The sequence below is a fragment of the Rahnella victoriana genome (genome assembly GCF_004330295.1).
Classification (GTDB): Bacteria; Pseudomonadota; Gammaproteobacteria; order Enterobacterales; family Enterobacteriaceae; genus Rahnella; species Rahnella victoriana.
The window spans coordinates 40,071-53,919 of sequence record NZ_SJOJ01000022.1 but is presented as its reverse complement, the minus strand read 5'-3'; the positions used below and the strand labels follow the sequence as shown (position 1 = coordinate 53,919).

Genomic DNA, 13,849 nt, shown 5'->3' with positions numbered 1-13,849 from the left:
GTTACTGGCTGTCTGCGGGCAGTCTTTCCCCTTCTGGCATAAACATTTCACCTTGGCTGAATGACCAGTCTTCCGGTTGGGTGAAACTCACCACCACCATCACGTCGGCGGGGGAAATGCCCAGCGCCGCATGCAGTTTATCCGCCAGATAACGGTACAGTTCCTGTTTCTGATATGAGTTACGCGGTTTGCCCGCCGTAATGTGAAACAGCAGAAAATCGTCTGAACGGCGGTCATTTTCGCCCGCTAAATAGGTCGGGTTGATCACCCGCCGGCGGCGGCTGACCGGTTCGAACAGCTGAAAACAGTCATTTTTCGGCACGGAAAAAGTATGCACCAGCGCCGCCTGTAAAATGGCGGAGATCTGATCCTGCCAGATTTCAGCGCGGTGTTCAGGCAATGATATGCGGGTAAAAGGCATCGTAAACTCCTCCGGTTATTGGTCGTTCAGGCTGGCAAAACGGGTCAGGGCAGACGCCGCTGCGGGCCAGCCGGCATAAAACGCCAGATGAGTGATCATCTCTGAAAGCCCGGCCTGCGTGACCCCGTTTTTAACCGCAAGGCTCAGATGAAAGGGCAGTTGTTCACTGCGGTTGAGGGCAATCAGCGCGGCAACGGTGATCAGGCTGCGGTCTCGGGGCGACAGCCCGGGGCGTTGCCATATATCGCCAAACAGCACCTGTTCGGTCACTTCGGCGAATTTGGGGGTCAGACGCGCCATAGCATCGAGTGTCAGTGTCTGGGAAGTATTGCTGTCCATATCAGGCTCCTTTTTATCAGTGTGGAAAGGAGCATAAGACGTTATGATTATCCGAAATATCGAAAATATCAGCAGTGTTAATCCATAAAAACGGGATGATGAAGCGTGGCAAAACGGCCCTTAACTTTTGATGCAGAAGCCCTGCGCACTTTTGTCACCGGCATTGAACTGGGCAGTTTTGTGCTGGCGGCAGACCGGCTGGGGCGCTCGACCTCTGCGGTCAGCGCACAATTAAAAAAGCTGGAGCAACAGGCGGGGACGGAGCTGGTACAAAAATCCGGACGGCATCTGATCCTCACCGGGCGCGGGGAAGTGATGATGAGCTACGCCCGCCGGTTGCTCAGCCTGAATGACGAACTGAGTGCCGCGCTGCTGGCCAGCTCGCTCAGCGGCAGCCTGAATCTGGGTATGCAGGAGGATTTCGGCGAAACCCTGTTGCCGGCCATCCTCGGGACATTCACCCGCGCGCACCCGCAGGTCCAGGTTTCGGCCAGCATCACCCGTAATCAGCAGCTGCTCGACGGTATCCGCCATAACGAATTCGATCTGGCGGTGTGCTGGCAGGGCGATGACGCGCCGCTCTTTCCGTCAAGTCAGTCGCTCGGCCGGATCCCGTTGCGCTGGATTGGCCCTGAAAATTTCGCCCTGAAGCATTATCAGGAGAGCGGTGAACCACTGCCATTACTGGTGTTCGAAGCGCCATGCCTGATGCGCAGTGCGGCGACGGCGGCGCTGGATAAGGCGGGCATTCCGTGGCGGATCGCCTTTACCAGCCGCAGCCTGAGCGGGATCTGGGCGGCGATGTCGGCGGGATTAGGCATCACCGTGCGCACGGATTTCGGTAAACCCGCCGCAGTACGCCTGTTGAATGAATTGCCCGAACCGGGCGAGGTGGGTATCAGCCTGCACCAGAGCCAGATGCAGCCCGGCGACGCGGCCCGTTATCTGACTCAGGCGATCACGGATTTTTTCGCGACGCGTCAGTAAGCGGCAGCGGGATTATTTTTTAGCGGGCTGCTGGCGGTAGTGTTCCAGACGTTCGCGAAAATAAGCGCGCAGATGCTCCGGCTGCTCCATTTCCACTTCGTCCGCATTCACCGGCAGATGATTGCGCTCACGCACCGCCACCGTTCCGGCGGCCAGACCGGCGCTCACTTTATCCATTTCTTCTTTACTCAGACCTGCGAGAGTTTTGTTCATGATGTCTCCTCCTGACTGTCAGCAGTTTAGCATCCTCAGGGGGCAAAAAGGTTTTGGACTTTCCTGAGAAACGTGCCCGATTTCACCACCGGCTTACAAAATCGTCAAAAACAGGCCATTATTTATCCTTCACTTGTACGGAACGGAGCCTGAAGATGACGCGAATGACAGCTAAAGATTTCCCTCCTGAACTCCTCGAATATTTTGATTTTTATGTACACGGCAAAATGACCAAGCGTGAGTTTCTCGATCTCTCGGCGAAATTTGTCGCGGGTGGACTTTCTCTCGCCGCGCTGACCACGCTGATGACGCCCAATTATGCCTATGCGGAGCAGGTTGAATTTACCGACCCGGACATCGTGGCGGAATACATCCAGTATCCGTCGCCGCAGGGGCACGGCAGCGTAAAAGGCTATCTGGTGCGCCCGGCAAAGGCCACCGGTAAAGTGCCGGGTGTGGTAGTGGTGCATGAAAATCGCGGGCTGAATCCCTATATCGAAGATGTCGCCCGGCGGGTGGCGAAAGCCGGATATGTTGCGCTGGCACCGGACGGTCTTAGTTCGGTCGGCGGTTATCCGGGCAATGACGAAAAAGGCCGTGAGCTGCAAAAACAGGTTGATCCCACCAAACTGATGAACGACTTTTTTGCGGCAGTGGAATTTCTGATGCACCACGAGACGGCGACCGGCAAAGTCGGCATCACCGGTTTCTGTTACGGCGGAGGTGTGGCGAATGCGGCGGCCGTGGCGTATCCGGAGCTGGCGGCGGCGGTGCCGTTCTACGGCCGTCAGCCGAAAGCGGAAGATGTGCCGAAAATTAAAGCACCGTTATTGCTGCATTACGCGGAGCTGGATAAGCCGATCACCGAGGGCTGGCCTGCGTATGAGGCGGCTCTGAAGGCCAATAATAAAGTCTATGAGGCGCATATTTATCCCGGTGTGAACCACGGTTTCCACAATGATTCGACGCCGCGTTATGACAAAGCGGCCGCCGAACTGGCGTGGGAAAGAACCCTTGCCTGGTTTAAAAAATATCTCGAACCGCAAACAGAAAGTGCCTGATTTTCAGGCAGATAAAAAAAGGGCGGGATCCTGCGATCCCGCCCTTTTTGCGTGTCAGGCGTAGGTTATGATTTCAGTACGCCATCGAAATCTGAAGCATCGTGGCGCTCTTCCAGCTGTTCGTCGCCCCAGGTGCGGTTAACGATGCGCCCGCGTCTGACCGCCGGACGGCTCGCCACTTCCGCTGCCCAGCGCTGGAAGTGCTTATAAGAATCGATATCGAGGAATTTAGCGGACTCATACAGGCCGCCCTGCGCCAGACTGCCGTACCAGGTGAAGATGGCAATATCGGCAATGGTGTATTCTTCTCCGGCGATAAATTTATGGTCTGCCAGTTGTCTGTCGAGCACGTCGAGCTGACGTTTGGCTTCCATCGTGAAACGGTTGATGGCGTATTCGATTTTCACCGGCGCGTAGTGATAGAAATGGCCGAAACCGCCGCCCAGATAGGGTGCGGAGCCTTGCAGCCAGAACAACCAGTTGAGGGTTTCTGTGCGTCCGGCGAGATCTTTCGGCAGGAATTTGCCAAATTTTTCCGCCAGATACAGCAGGATATTGCCGGATTCAAACACGCGGATCGGCGGCGTGGTGGAATTGTCCAGCAGCGCCGGGATTTTCGAGTTCGGGTTAACATCGACAAAACCGCTGGAGAACTGATCGCCTTCGTTGATGCGGATGATAAACGCATCGTATTCCGCACCGCTGACGCCCAGCGCCAGCAACTCTTCCAGCAGGATCGTCACTTTCTGACCGTTTGGCGTGCCAAGCGAATAAAGCTGAAGCGGGTGTTTACCCACCGGCAGCGTTTTCTCGTGTGTCGGGCCGGCTACCGGGCGGTTAATGTTTGAGAATTTGCTGACTTCATCTTTATTCCAGGTCCAGACTTCAGGTGGCTGATACTGTTCTGACATGGCAATCTCCGCTTCTTTTTTGAGGTTAAGACTCAAAAGTCTAGCAGGAGATGAAACAGCGCGACGCTGAGAATGTGCCCCCGGGTGCGTGGCTTAACCGGCGGCGGAATACAGCCCTTTACGTTTCCATTTCACATCGGCCACCGACTGGCCGGTGTGGTTTTTGCCCTGTAACAGCAGGTTGAATTTCGCTCCCGTTGCCCGCATCAGGCGGCTTTGCAGGATATACACCGCCTCGATACCCAGTTCGCGGCAGGGCAGATGCACGGCGGTAAAACTTTCCGCTGCCGGTGTTTTCATATCGTGCGCGAAATCGATACTCATCACGGAAATATCTTCCGGGACTTTAAAGCCGTGTTTAGTCAGGGCGTCTACGGTGGCCTGTGCGATCTGATCGCCTCCGCATACGATGGCTGACGGCATGTTTGCCCGCTGATGTTCCCGGAGATACTTCTCAATCGTTTCCCGCGCCTGTTCCCCTCCGTTGCCATGATTGACCAGCAAATGCAGGGCTTCGTCGAATGCCACATGGTGCTCGAGACAGGCACGTTTAAAGCCGTCGAGACGCTGCATCATGGTTTCACGCCGCAGGTCAGTGAACAATAAAACCGGACGATGGCCTCTGACAAACAGATAGTTGGCGGCGCTGTAACCAATGGAATAGTGATCGGCGGAAACACAGTCGAGGCGCATTTCGCTGTCTTTGGCATTGATCATCACCACCGGCTTGTTGGATTCCGCCGCCAGCCGGTACAGCATGACGTCATCAATGCCGATGATGATAATCCCGTCGACATCCCCCTGACTGAGCGCCTGCATAAACACGGCGATGTCCGGATCATTCACGGTCAGCGCACACCTGCGCACATGAATATCAAAGCGTGCCACTTCCGCGGTGATTTCCTGAATGACTTCATAATAATAACGATCTTCATGCGGGGAGAAAGCGGCCGGTGGCGCACAGATCAGCAGACAATTCATTAACAACCGGCTGGCCGGAATGTCGCGCAAAATACCCATTGAACGCGCATGGGTAAATACTTTCTCTTTTGCCTGCGGACTGACATTGGCTTTCCCTGCCAGCACCCGGGAAACTGTACTCGGAGAAAGCCCGGTTAACTCGGCAATTTGCCTGATTTTTAATTTTCCCGTCATTTTGTGATCAACGCCTCATATGCAGATGGACTTATTACCACGCTTAACTGCTTGTAATTGATGGGCTATTCAGAATGATAGCAAATCCCGCAAACGGCACTGCAATTCCTGTCACAAATAGCGGTTGTTGGAAAAAAAATCCGTTACTACTCTCCAGAATATAAATCTCAGAAACAAAAAATAAGGGTTTTATCCGCGCTGAATCTTTAAATAATTCAATACGGTGACGTCCTTTGTGCGGCGTAAATCAGCCCGCTGTCCGGTTCAATATTAGGAGTAAGATAATGCTGAAAATAGCAATTATTGGTACGGGTAATATTTCCCATAACCATATTCAGGGATATTTAGAGTTTGCTGACCGTTGCCAGATTGTTGCGCTGGTAGATATTTATCCGGAGAAAGCCGAAGAGAAAAAACGCCATTACGGCCTGACGAATGCGAAGGTCTACGCCCGCCATGAGGATATCCTCAATCAGGCGGACATCGACGTTTTTGACGTCTGTACGCCGCCGTATGTCCATGCGGAAATTTCCATTAATGCGCTCAACGCGGGCAAACATGTGTTGTGCGAAAAGCCGATGGCGGCGTCTTTGCAGGAATGTGACGCGATGATCCGCGCGGCAAACGAGAGCGGCAAAACGCTGTCTATCATTGCGCAGAACCGTTTTACCGATGCGTTCTGGCGGCTGAAAAAAGTGATCGATTCCGGCGAGGCGGGCAAGGTGTGCCACGCGCAGGTGGATTCTTTCTGGTGGCGCGGGCATTCCTATTACGATTTATGGTGGCGCGGCACCTGGGAAAAAGAAGCCGGTGGCTGCACCCTCAACCATGCCGTTCACCATATCGACGCTATTCAGTGGATGCTCGGCTTCCCTTCCGAAGTGGTTTCCATGATCACCAATGCCGCACACGATAATGCGGAAGTGGAAGATCTGTCGGCGGCCATTTTCAAATATGACACCGGCGCGCTGACCCAGCTGACCGCCTCCGTGGTGCATCACGGCGAAGATCAGAAGATTGTGATTCAGGGTGAGAAAGCCCGAATTTCAGCCCCGTGGGACAAATACGCCAGCATTTCCGCGCCTAACGGTTTCCCGATCGATGCGCGCGATACGGATCACGAGAATCAGCTGGAAGACATTTACCAGTCGATCCACAAACTGACCTATACCCTGCATACCGGTCAGATCGACAATTTCCTGACGGCGCTGGAAACCGGCACCGCACCGCTGATAGACGGCATTCAGGGCAAGCGTTCACTGGAGCTGATCGCCGCGATTTATAAATCCGCCATTACCCGCAGCATCGTTTCTCTGCCGCTGACCCCTGCCGATCCGTTCTATCAGACCGGCGGACTGGTTTCGCTGGCACCGCATTTTTATGAAAAATCCGCCTCTGTAGAAAACTTCGCCAATGAAGACGCGATCCCGCTGGGTAAAAACATGGATAAAGGAGCCTGAACATGAGCAATAAAGACGGAATGAACTATGCGCCGGTGGGCAAACCGCAGCCGGTTGTGAAACCGGGAGAGTTCGTGATTGCCGCAGCGGCACTGGATCACGGGCATATCTACGGCATGTGTAACGGATTGATTGAGGCGGGGGCCAGCCTCAAGTGGGTTTACGACCCTGATCCGGCCAAAGTGGAGAAATTTGTCGCGCAGTATCCGCAGGTGAAGGTCGCGGATTCGTTGCAGACGCTGCTTGATGACAAGGAAGTGCAACTGGTCGCCGGTGCGGGCATTCCCGCTGAACGCTGCGCGCTGGGGCTGAAAGTCATGGCGGCCGGCAAAGATTATTTCACCGACAAAGCGCCGCTGACCACGCTGGAACAACTGGCACAGGCGAAGGCGAAAGTAGCGGAAACCGGACGCAAATATGCCGTGTATTACAGCGAACGCCTGCATGTCGAAAGCGCGGTATTTGCCGGACAACTGGTGCAGCAGGGGGCCATCGGCCGGGTGATCCAAACCCTCGGTACCGGTCCGCACCGCGAGGGAGAAGGGCGTCCTGACTGGTTCTACGAGAGAGAACGTTTTGGCGGCATTCTGTGTGATATCGGCAGCCACCAGATTGAGCAGTTCCTGTTTTACACCGGCAACCACAACGCCCGCGTGGTAGCCGCTCAGGCACTGAATTTCAATCATCCGCAATATCCGCACTTTGAAGATTTTGGCGACACCATGCTGGAAGGCGAAAACGGCGCACGCGGTTATTTCCGCTGCGACTGGTTCACGCCGGAAGGGCTGAGCACCTGGGGCGATGGCCGTCTGACGCTGCTCGGCACTGAGGGGTATATCGAGATCCGCAAATATGTCGATCTCACGCTCGGCGAGCAGGACGTGGTGTATCTGGTCAATCAGCAGGGCGAATTCCGCTATCCGGTTTCCGGCAATGTCGGCTTCCCGTTCTTTGGTCAGATGATCCTGGATTGCCTGAACCGTACCGAACACGCCATGACGCAGGAGCATGCGTTTAAAGCTGCCGAGCTGTGCGTCCGTGCGCAAATGCTGGCAAACGAAACGCACTGAGAAGGGGCGGATCATGAAAACTCTCCAGACGGCGGTGATTGGCTGCGGCGCTATCCATACCTGCCATGTGGCGGCGATCCGGCATGAGCCGGACTGCCAGTTACGGGCGATTGCCGAGTGCGATATTGGCAAAGGCCGGGCGCTGGCGCAGGAATATGGCTGTGATTTTTATACGGATTATCACGAAATGTTGTGCGATCCGCAGATTGACGTGGTGCATATCTGCCTGCCGCATCATCTGCATAAGGAGGCTATTCTTGCCGCGCTGGCGGCGGGAAAGCATGTTTTCACTGAGAAACCAGTGGCGCTGAATATCGGTGAAGTCAGCGCCATTAAACTCGCACAGACCCAGGCGGCGGGGCTGGTTGGCGTCTGTTATCAGAACCGCCTGAACCCTTCGAGCCGGAAAATTAAAACGCTGCTGGAAAGCGGCCAACTGGGCAACATGCTGAGTATCAAAGCGGTGCTGACCTGGTCGCGCAGCGGTGCTTATTACACCGAAAGCCTGTGGCGCGGGCGTTTTGCCACCGAGGGCGGCAGCCTGCTGATCAATCAGGCCATCCACACGCTGGATTTAATGCAGTGGTTTGCCGGTGGCGTTCAGGCGCTGAAAGGCGTGGTGGAAAGAACCTTTCTCAGCGATGTGACTGAAAACGAAGACACCGCGATGGCCAGTCTGAAAATGGGCAACGGCGCACGCGGCATGTTTTATGCCACCAACTGCCACAGCACCGATTCGCCGTTGCTGCTGGAAATTCATTGTGAAAAAGGACTGCTGCAGTTGCACCACAATGCGCTGTGGCTGATTGAAGGAGAAAATAAAACACTGCTGGTCAGTGATGACAGCCCGTCAGGGGGAGCAAAAAGCTACTGGGGCGACAGTCACCGTCAGGCAGTCTCGAATTTTTATTATTCCGTTCGTCATCCTGAAGAAAAAAATTATACCTCTGTATCACAAGCCGAAGTGTCTCTGAATATTATCGGGGCAATTTACCGCTCCTCACAATCAGGGAAATGGATCACGCTGGCTGATTGAATAATTTAAAATAACCTTACCTCACAGGATAATAATAATGAAACCTACTGAACGCAGAGTAGGTTACGGCACAGCAATAGGCTATGGCGTAACCGACTTATTTGGTGGCGGTGCATTCGCCGTTATCGGTACCTGGCTTTTATTCTTCTATACCACGTATTGCGGATTGTCCGTTCTGGAAGCGGGATCTATTTTTGCCATCGCCCGTGTGATCGACGCCATATTAAGTCCGATCATGGGCTATATCACCGACCACTTCGGCAATACCTGGCTCGGTAAACGGTTTGGCCGCCGTCGCTTTTTCCTGCTGATCAGTTCGCCGCTGATGTTCCTGTATGCGCTGGTCTGGGTTAAGGACATGGGCTACTGGTATTATCTCGGCACTTATCTGTCGATTGAGTTACTTTCAGCGATGGTGCTGGTGCCGTGGGAAACGCTGGCCGCAGAGATGACCAACCGTTTTGGCGAACGTACCCGTCTGGCGGGTGTGCGGATGATTTGCTCGCAGCTCGGCGGTTTTCTGGCGGTGTCGGTGCCGGGCGTGATCATGATGTATACCGGTAAAGATAATCCGATGACTTATACCTATACCGGTATGTTTTTCGCCACGGTATTTTGCCTGGCGGTCTTCACCACCTGGATGTGTACCTGGGAAGCCAAAGATGTACGGGATCCCAATGAACCGGAACCGGAAATGGAAACCGGCGGCAGCCTGTGGCACCACCTGAAAAGTCTGGTGCTGGATTTTATCTCGTCCTTTAATATCCGCATGTTCCGCCAGCATATTATTATTTATATCGCTTCTTTCACCGCGATGGACGTATTTGGTGCCGTCTTTACCTATTATGTGGTTTATGGCCTGCATCAGGATGTCGGGGCTGTTTCGGGATATTTAAGCGTTGCCGCGTTTGTTTCAGTACCTTCCACCATTGTCTATATGATGGTCATGGAACGGTTGAATCTTTCGCCCTCTGCGGCGCTGCGTATCGCCTACGGCTGTATATTCTTCGTTCTGGCTGCGCTGTTTTATATTTACATCACCAAAATCACGGTGCCGTTAATTCTCTTCACTTCCATCTTCGTTATTTTGGGGTTCGGACGTTCAGGGCTTTATTATATTCCCTGGAATATTTACAGCTTTATTCCGGATGTCGACGAGATCGTGACCAAAAAACGTCGCGAGGGGATCTTTGCCGGTGTGATGGTGTTTACCCGTAAAAGTACTGTCGCTATTGCCATTATGATCATCGGGCTGGTGCTGGAAGAAAGTGGATTTGTGAAAGGGCAGGGCGCGCAACCGCTCAGCGCACTGCATGCGATTATCGGGCTGATGATCTTCGCCACCGGCGCCTTGCTGGCGATCAGTTTCTACATGACCTTCAAATTCAAGCTGACGCGGGAAACGCATAAAATTCTGATCAAAGAAACCGCACGCCTCAAACTGGGCGGCGCGCAGGAAGATTGTGACGAGGTATCACGCAAGGTCATTAAAGACCTGACCGGTTACGAGTACGACGAAGTGTGGGGCGGAAGAGCGACACGCAAAACCGCGAGGGAAAAATTAGCGATTGAGTAAGCGGTAAAAAAACGGGCAGAGAGACTGCCCGTTTTCTTTTACGTCAGCCTTCCTGCGCTGGCAACGTCTGATTCCCTTCTCCCAGCGCACGCTGCATAAAGACGGTATCCAGCCAGCGGCCATGCTTAAATCCGACGCAATGCAGGGTGCCTTTTATCTGAAAACCGGCCGCGAGATGTAAGTTAATCGAGGCTTTATTTTCACTGTCACCGACATTGCCGATCATCTGCCGGAAGCCATGGGTTTCAGCCCAGTCGATTGCCCGGCGCAGCAACGCCTTACCCGCGCCGCGTTTCTGAAAAGCGGGGTCAATGTAGATCGAATCTTCCAGCGTGTGACGATAGGCGTAACGTTCGCGATAACGCCCGAGGTAGCAATAACCTTTCACTTCTCCCTCATGCAACACCACCAGCCACAGCAGCCCCGCTTCATTAATCTTCTTCAGGCGGCTTGCCATCTCGCGTACGTCAGGGGGCTGAGTCTCGAACGACGCAGTGCCGTGCAGCACGTGCCAGGCATAAATTTTCTGCATCGCGGGGATATGCTGTTCTTCGGCTTCAATAATTTCCATTCCTGCAGGCTCTCATTGGTTATTTCTGATAATCCTACTCTTTCCGAAAAGAGGCGGGGAGGGCAAACTGTTTATGAATGATATAAGGAAAAGATCTGGATGTAGTACGGAATTTGAACAGCGAAGGTTGTCTTTTTCGCAAACAATTTTGAGACAAACGTAGCAGATTTATTGAGTTAAGCATTTTCTCAAAATTGATTATGTTATACTTTTACTCTTTCTGTGGTTGTTATTTTTAAGGATGAAAATAATGAAAAACAAAGCGTTGTTGGTATCAATGAAAACATCCGGGTTTCGCAATAGTGAAATCGAGTGGGTAAGCAACCGGGCGAAGAAGTTAAGCATAACACCCTCAGCACTTCTGTCGGAGTTATCAGCCGTTTTTCTTAAATTGATACTGTCTCATAGTCTGGTTGTGATTATTTTTGTGCTCACAATCGTGTTGAATTATCAGGATGTGGAAGAGCCAGAATTGATCTCTCTGATATTCACCTGCGCTGTCGCTTTTTTAATCATTACAATGTTTGGTCCTTTAATTATATCTTTTAAATCGTTTAGGATGTTAAGAAAAGAAAAGCTTTGAAATTATAAAATTCGTGGCCTGTAATCGTTATTAGTAGGGATTATCCATTTTATATTGCCACATCCTATGAGGTTGATATTAAAATACAGTTTATCCCCATCTTTTTGCAAATGAATGAAACATTTTTGAGTCACAAATTTCATAAATAAAGCAAAGGAAGTGCGCGCCACATGAGTTATGAGGAAATCGATGGTATTGTCTATATAACTTTATCTTATAAACGATGCTTTATTGGTTTTTTAAACCGCGCCAAACCTCCTGCTATAGTCAGTTCATTACTCTTTAGCGGTTATTTTTTAAGGAAAAAAAGTGAAACTGACCTTCCCTCATTTACGTACTGGTGCCGTGGTTTTGCTGGCGGGATTGCTGCTGGCGGGATGTGATCAAAAAAGCGGTGATGCCAGGCATATCAAAGTCGGGGTGATTAACGGCGCTGAGCAGGATGTGGCAGAAGTCGCGAAACAGGTCGCCAAAGACAAATACGGGCTGGACGTTGAGCTGGTTGGTTTCAGCGGCGCGTTATTGCCCAATGATGCCACCGAACATGGCGAACTCGATGCTAACGTTTTCCAGCACCGTCCGTTCCTTGAGCAGGATAACAAAGCTCATGGCTACCATCTGGTGACCGTCGGCAATACCTTTGTCTTCCCGATGGCGGGCTACTCAAAAAAAATCAAAACCGTGGATCAACTGAAAGACGGCGCAACCGTGGCGATCCCAAATGATCCGACTAACCTAGGCCGTGCGCTTCTGCTGCTGCAAAAAGAGAACCTGATCACGCTGAAAGAAGGCAAGGGCCTGCTGCCAACGGCACTGGATATCACCGAAAACCCGCATCATCTGAATATTATGGAACTGGAAGGCGCGCAACTCCCCCGCGTACTGGACGACCCGAAAGTCGATGTGGCGATCATCAGCACCACCTACATCCAGCAAACCGGTTTATCGCCGGTGCATGACAGCGTATTCATCGAAGATAAAAACTCGCCGTACGTGAACATTATGGTTTCACGTCCCGATAATAAAGACGCGGAAAATGTGCAGGAGTTTCTGAAATCCTATCAGTCGCCGGAAGTGGCAAAAGCGGCGGAGAAGATCTTTAACGGCGGGGCGGTTCCGGGCTGGTGATTGGGTTTGTGGGGGATATTATGAGCACTAAAATGGTGTCCCCTACAGGAATCGAACCTGTAACTAGCCCTTAGGAGGGGCTTGTTATATCCGTTTAACTAAGGAGACACGGGCGCCTGTGGAAAGCGCCCGCGTAGTATACCCATTTTTCTCAGAATAATAAGGCGTCAGACTGCCGTTTGGTTGTTTCCTCGCCAGTCAGGGTTTTGCGGCCTCTTTTTTCGCGGCTTCCTGTTCCTCTTTTTTCGCCTTCGCTTTCTTCTGATTACTCATATCGTTACGGATCTGCGCGTGGCTGATCAGCGCGAAGATAAAGGTGCCGCCGAAGATGTTTCCGGCAAGCGTCGGCAGGGCGAAAGGCCAGATAAATTCATACCAGGGGATGGCGCCGGAGAACACCAGATACAGGATTTCTACCGAGCCAACCACGATGTGCGTCAGGTCGCCAATCGCCACCATATAGGTCATCAGCATGATCACCCACAGCTTGGCGGTACCGGCGGAGGGGATCATCCAGACCATCGTCGCGATCAGCCAGCCGGAGACCATGCCGCCGACAAACATGCCTTCGGCGTCTTTCTCCATGATTTCCAGACTGATGGTGCGGAATGCCTCGTCGGTCGCCGTATCGAAAAAGGGCACCAGATGAAAGACCAGCGCCGCCAGCCCGCCGCCAATCACGTTACCCGCCAGCACGATGGCCCATAAACGCAGCAGCAGCAGGATATTCCTGCCGGTCGGTTTTTGCATGATCGGCAAAACAGCGGTGACAGTGTTTTCGGTAAATAACTGCTGGCGCGCCATGATCACAATAATGAACCCGACGGTATAACCGAGGTTTTCGATAAAAAAACGTTCCGGCGTATCGGGCAGACGGGCGTGAAGAATGCCTTTCGCCATCAGCGAGGCGCTGATCGACAGCCCGGCGGCAATGGCTGACCACAGCAGCGCCTGTCCGTCGCGCTCGAGTTCTTTCTCTCCTTCCATGCGGATGACTTCATGTACGGCGGCCGCTTTCGACGGCAAATTCTCCTCACCGGTCTCGATCTCTTTGCCTTGCGCGTGTTCGTCGCTGTCGACATCGTTATCATCGCGATGCTTTTTTTCTTCAGTCATTGTTGTTCCCCAAAAGTACGGCAAGTCAGTTTTATTGGTGTTCCTGAATAAGCATAGGCGAGGCGGGGAGATTATGAGCAGGTATACAAAAAAGTTACAAACCGTTAACCCATGAACCTTATGGGACATTTTACGGAATGTTTGCTGGATTTCAGGGATTTCAACCCTGTAAACTGTCGTCCCCTAAGCTGCGTCACGTCCGGTGCCTGTGATATGATGCGC

At 52.6% G+C, this 13,849-nt stretch carries 15 protein-coding genes and 1 tRNA gene; 8 read left to right on the top strand and 8 right to left on the bottom strand.

Features of this window, described 5'->3' with window-relative positions:
- Position 1: 1 nt before the first annotated feature.
- Together EYY67_RS17945 and EYY67_RS17940 are read right to left on the bottom strand one after the other, a co-directional pair.
- Positions 2 to 421, bottom strand: coding sequence for a tautomerase family protein (locus EYY67_RS17945; protein WP_131694038.1), 420 nt, complete (start codon positions 419 to 421; stop codon positions 2 to 4).
- Positions 422 to 436: 15 nt separating this feature from the next.
- Positions 437 to 760 (bottom strand): carboxymuconolactone decarboxylase family protein, encoded by a 324-nt coding sequence (locus tag EYY67_RS17940; RefSeq protein ID WP_095922919.1) that lies wholly within the window; start codon positions 758 to 760, stop codon positions 437 to 439.
- 105 nt (positions 761 to 865) lie between these two features.
- On the opposite strand from EYY67_RS17940, the gene EYY67_RS17935 reads away from it, so the two are divergent.
- A complete protein-coding gene (locus EYY67_RS17935; protein ID WP_119822613.1) occupies positions 866 to 1,747 on the top strand; it encodes a LysR substrate-binding domain-containing protein in 882 nt (293 codons plus the stop codon).
- A 12-nt stretch (positions 1,748 to 1,759) separates the two neighbouring features.
- Here EYY67_RS17935 and EYY67_RS17930 read toward each other — a convergent pair whose 3' ends face one another.
- Complete coding sequence (locus EYY67_RS17930) at positions 1,760 to 1,960, bottom strand: DNA polymerase III subunit theta (protein ID WP_119822612.1); 201 nt, start codon at positions 1,958 to 1,960, stop codon at positions 1,760 to 1,762.
- Positions 1,961 to 2,115: 155 nt separating this feature from the next.
- On the opposite strand from EYY67_RS17930, the gene yghX reads away from it, so the two are divergent.
- Positions 2,116 to 3,021 (top strand): YghX family hydrolase, encoded by a 906-nt coding sequence (gene yghX, locus EYY67_RS17925; protein ID WP_119822611.1) that lies wholly within the window; start codon positions 2,116 to 2,118, stop codon positions 3,019 to 3,021.
- A 65-nt stretch (positions 3,022 to 3,086) separates the two neighbouring features.
- Here the strand turns inward: yghX and yghU are convergent, their stop codons facing one another.
- Together yghU and EYY67_RS17915 are read right to left on the bottom strand one after the other, a co-directional pair.
- Positions 3,087 to 3,932: a glutathione-dependent disulfide-bond oxidoreductase gene (gene yghU / locus EYY67_RS17920; RefSeq protein ID WP_095922915.1), complete on the bottom strand. Its 846-nt coding sequence runs from the start codon at positions 3,930 to 3,932 to the stop codon at positions 3,087 to 3,089.
- A gap of 93 nt (positions 3,933 to 4,025) precedes the next feature.
- Positions 4,026 to 5,087 carry a LacI family DNA-binding transcriptional regulator gene (locus EYY67_RS17915; RefSeq protein WP_095922914.1) on the bottom strand — a complete coding sequence of 354 codons (1,062 nt, stop codon included), beginning with the start codon at positions 5,085 to 5,087 and terminating at the stop codon, positions 4,026 to 4,028.
- Positions 5,088 to 5,371: 284 nt separating this feature from the next.
- On the opposite strand from EYY67_RS17915, the gene EYY67_RS17910 reads away from it, so the two are divergent.
- The 4 genes from EYY67_RS17910 to EYY67_RS17895 are packed head-to-tail and all read left to right on the top strand — an operon-like array spanning position 5,372 to position 10,229.
- Complete coding sequence (locus EYY67_RS17910; protein ID WP_119822609.1) at positions 5,372 to 6,547, top strand: Gfo/Idh/MocA family protein; 1,176 nt, start codon at positions 5,372 to 5,374, stop codon at positions 6,545 to 6,547.
- A 2-nt stretch (positions 6,548 to 6,549) separates the two neighbouring features.
- Complete coding sequence (locus EYY67_RS17905; protein WP_131694037.1) at positions 6,550 to 7,617, top strand: Gfo/Idh/MocA family protein; 1,068 nt, start codon at positions 6,550 to 6,552, stop codon at positions 7,615 to 7,617.
- Between the two features lie 13 nt (positions 7,618 to 7,630).
- A complete protein-coding gene (locus EYY67_RS17900) occupies positions 7,631 to 8,653 on the top strand; it encodes a Gfo/Idh/MocA family protein (RefSeq protein ID WP_119822607.1) in 1,023 nt (340 codons plus the stop codon).
- Between the two features lie 37 nt (positions 8,654 to 8,690).
- Entirely contained in the window at positions 8,691 to 10,229 is a 1,539-nt protein-coding gene (locus EYY67_RS17895; protein WP_131694036.1) for an MFS transporter, read from the top strand.
- Between the two features lie 43 nt (positions 10,230 to 10,272).
- Here EYY67_RS17895 and EYY67_RS17890 read toward each other — a convergent pair whose 3' ends face one another.
- A complete protein-coding gene (locus tag EYY67_RS17890; RefSeq protein ID WP_095922909.1) occupies positions 10,273 to 10,800 on the bottom strand; it encodes a GNAT family N-acetyltransferase in 528 nt (175 codons plus the stop codon).
- A 250-nt stretch (positions 10,801 to 11,050) separates the two neighbouring features.
- Between EYY67_RS17890 and EYY67_RS17885 the strand changes: the two genes are divergently transcribed.
- Positions 11,051 to 11,383 (top strand): hypothetical protein, encoded by a 333-nt coding sequence (locus EYY67_RS17885; RefSeq protein ID WP_131694035.1) that lies wholly within the window; start codon positions 11,051 to 11,053, stop codon positions 11,381 to 11,383.
- A gap of 309 nt (positions 11,384 to 11,692) precedes the next feature.
- Entirely contained in the window at positions 11,693 to 12,511 is an 819-nt protein-coding gene (gene nlpA / locus EYY67_RS17880) for a lipoprotein NlpA (protein WP_131694034.1), read from the top strand.
- A gap of 33 nt (positions 12,512 to 12,544) precedes the next feature.
- On the opposite strand, the gene EYY67_RS17875 is transcribed toward nlpA, so the two are convergent.
- Positions 12,545 to 12,619 (bottom strand) — tRNA-Arg (locus EYY67_RS17875).
- A 90-nt stretch (positions 12,620 to 12,709) separates the two neighbouring features.
- Positions 12,710 to 13,627 carry a formate/nitrite transporter family protein gene (locus tag EYY67_RS17870; RefSeq protein ID WP_119822604.1) on the bottom strand — a complete coding sequence of 306 codons (918 nt, stop codon included), beginning with the start codon at positions 13,625 to 13,627 and terminating at the stop codon, positions 12,710 to 12,712.
- Between the last annotated feature and the right edge of the window lie 222 nt (positions 13,628 to 13,849).

Excerpts from the sequence above, each read along its gene's own strand:
- yghX (WP_119822611.1), top strand. The coding sequence starts at position 2,116 with ATGACGCGAATGACAGCTAAAGATTTCCCTCCTGAACTCCTCGAATAT.
- yghU (WP_095922915.1), bottom strand. The coding sequence starts at position 3,932 with ATGTCAGAACAGTATCAGCCACCTGAAGTCTGGACCTGGAATAAAGAT.
- EYY67_RS17895 (WP_131694036.1), top strand. The coding sequence starts at position 8,691 with ATGAAACCTACTGAACGCAGAGTAGGTTACGGCACAGCAATAGGCTAT.
- EYY67_RS17885 (WP_131694035.1), top strand. The coding sequence starts at position 11,051 with ATGAAAAACAAAGCGTTGTTGGTATCAATGAAAACATCCGGGTTTCGC.
- EYY67_RS17910 (WP_119822609.1), top strand. The coding sequence starts at position 5,372 with ATGCTGAAAATAGCAATTATTGGTACGGGTAATATTTCCCATAACCAT.
- EYY67_RS17915 (WP_095922914.1), bottom strand. The coding sequence starts at position 5,087 with ATGACGGGAAAATTAAAAATCAGGCAAATTGCCGAGTTAACCGGGCTT.
- EYY67_RS17900 (WP_119822607.1), top strand. The coding sequence starts at position 7,631 with ATGAAAACTCTCCAGACGGCGGTGATTGGCTGCGGCGCTATCCATACC.
- EYY67_RS17905 (WP_131694037.1), top strand. The coding sequence starts at position 6,550 with ATGAGCAATAAAGACGGAATGAACTATGCGCCGGTGGGCAAACCGCAG.
- EYY67_RS17930 (WP_119822612.1), bottom strand. The coding sequence starts at position 1,960 with ATGAACAAAACTCTCGCAGGTCTGAGTAAAGAAGAAATGGATAAAGTG.
- EYY67_RS17940 (WP_095922919.1), bottom strand. The coding sequence starts at position 760 with ATGGACAGCAATACTTCCCAGACACTGACACTCGATGCTATGGCGCGT.
- EYY67_RS17945 (WP_131694038.1), bottom strand. The coding sequence starts at position 421 with ATGCCTTTTACCCGCATATCATTGCCTGAACACCGCGCTGAAATCTGG.
- EYY67_RS17890 (WP_095922909.1), bottom strand. The coding sequence starts at position 10,800 with ATGGAAATTATTGAAGCCGAAGAACAGCATATCCCCGCGATGCAGAAA.
- EYY67_RS17870 (WP_119822604.1), bottom strand. The coding sequence starts at position 13,627 with ATGACTGAAGAAAAAAAGCATCGCGATGATAACGATGTCGACAGCGAC.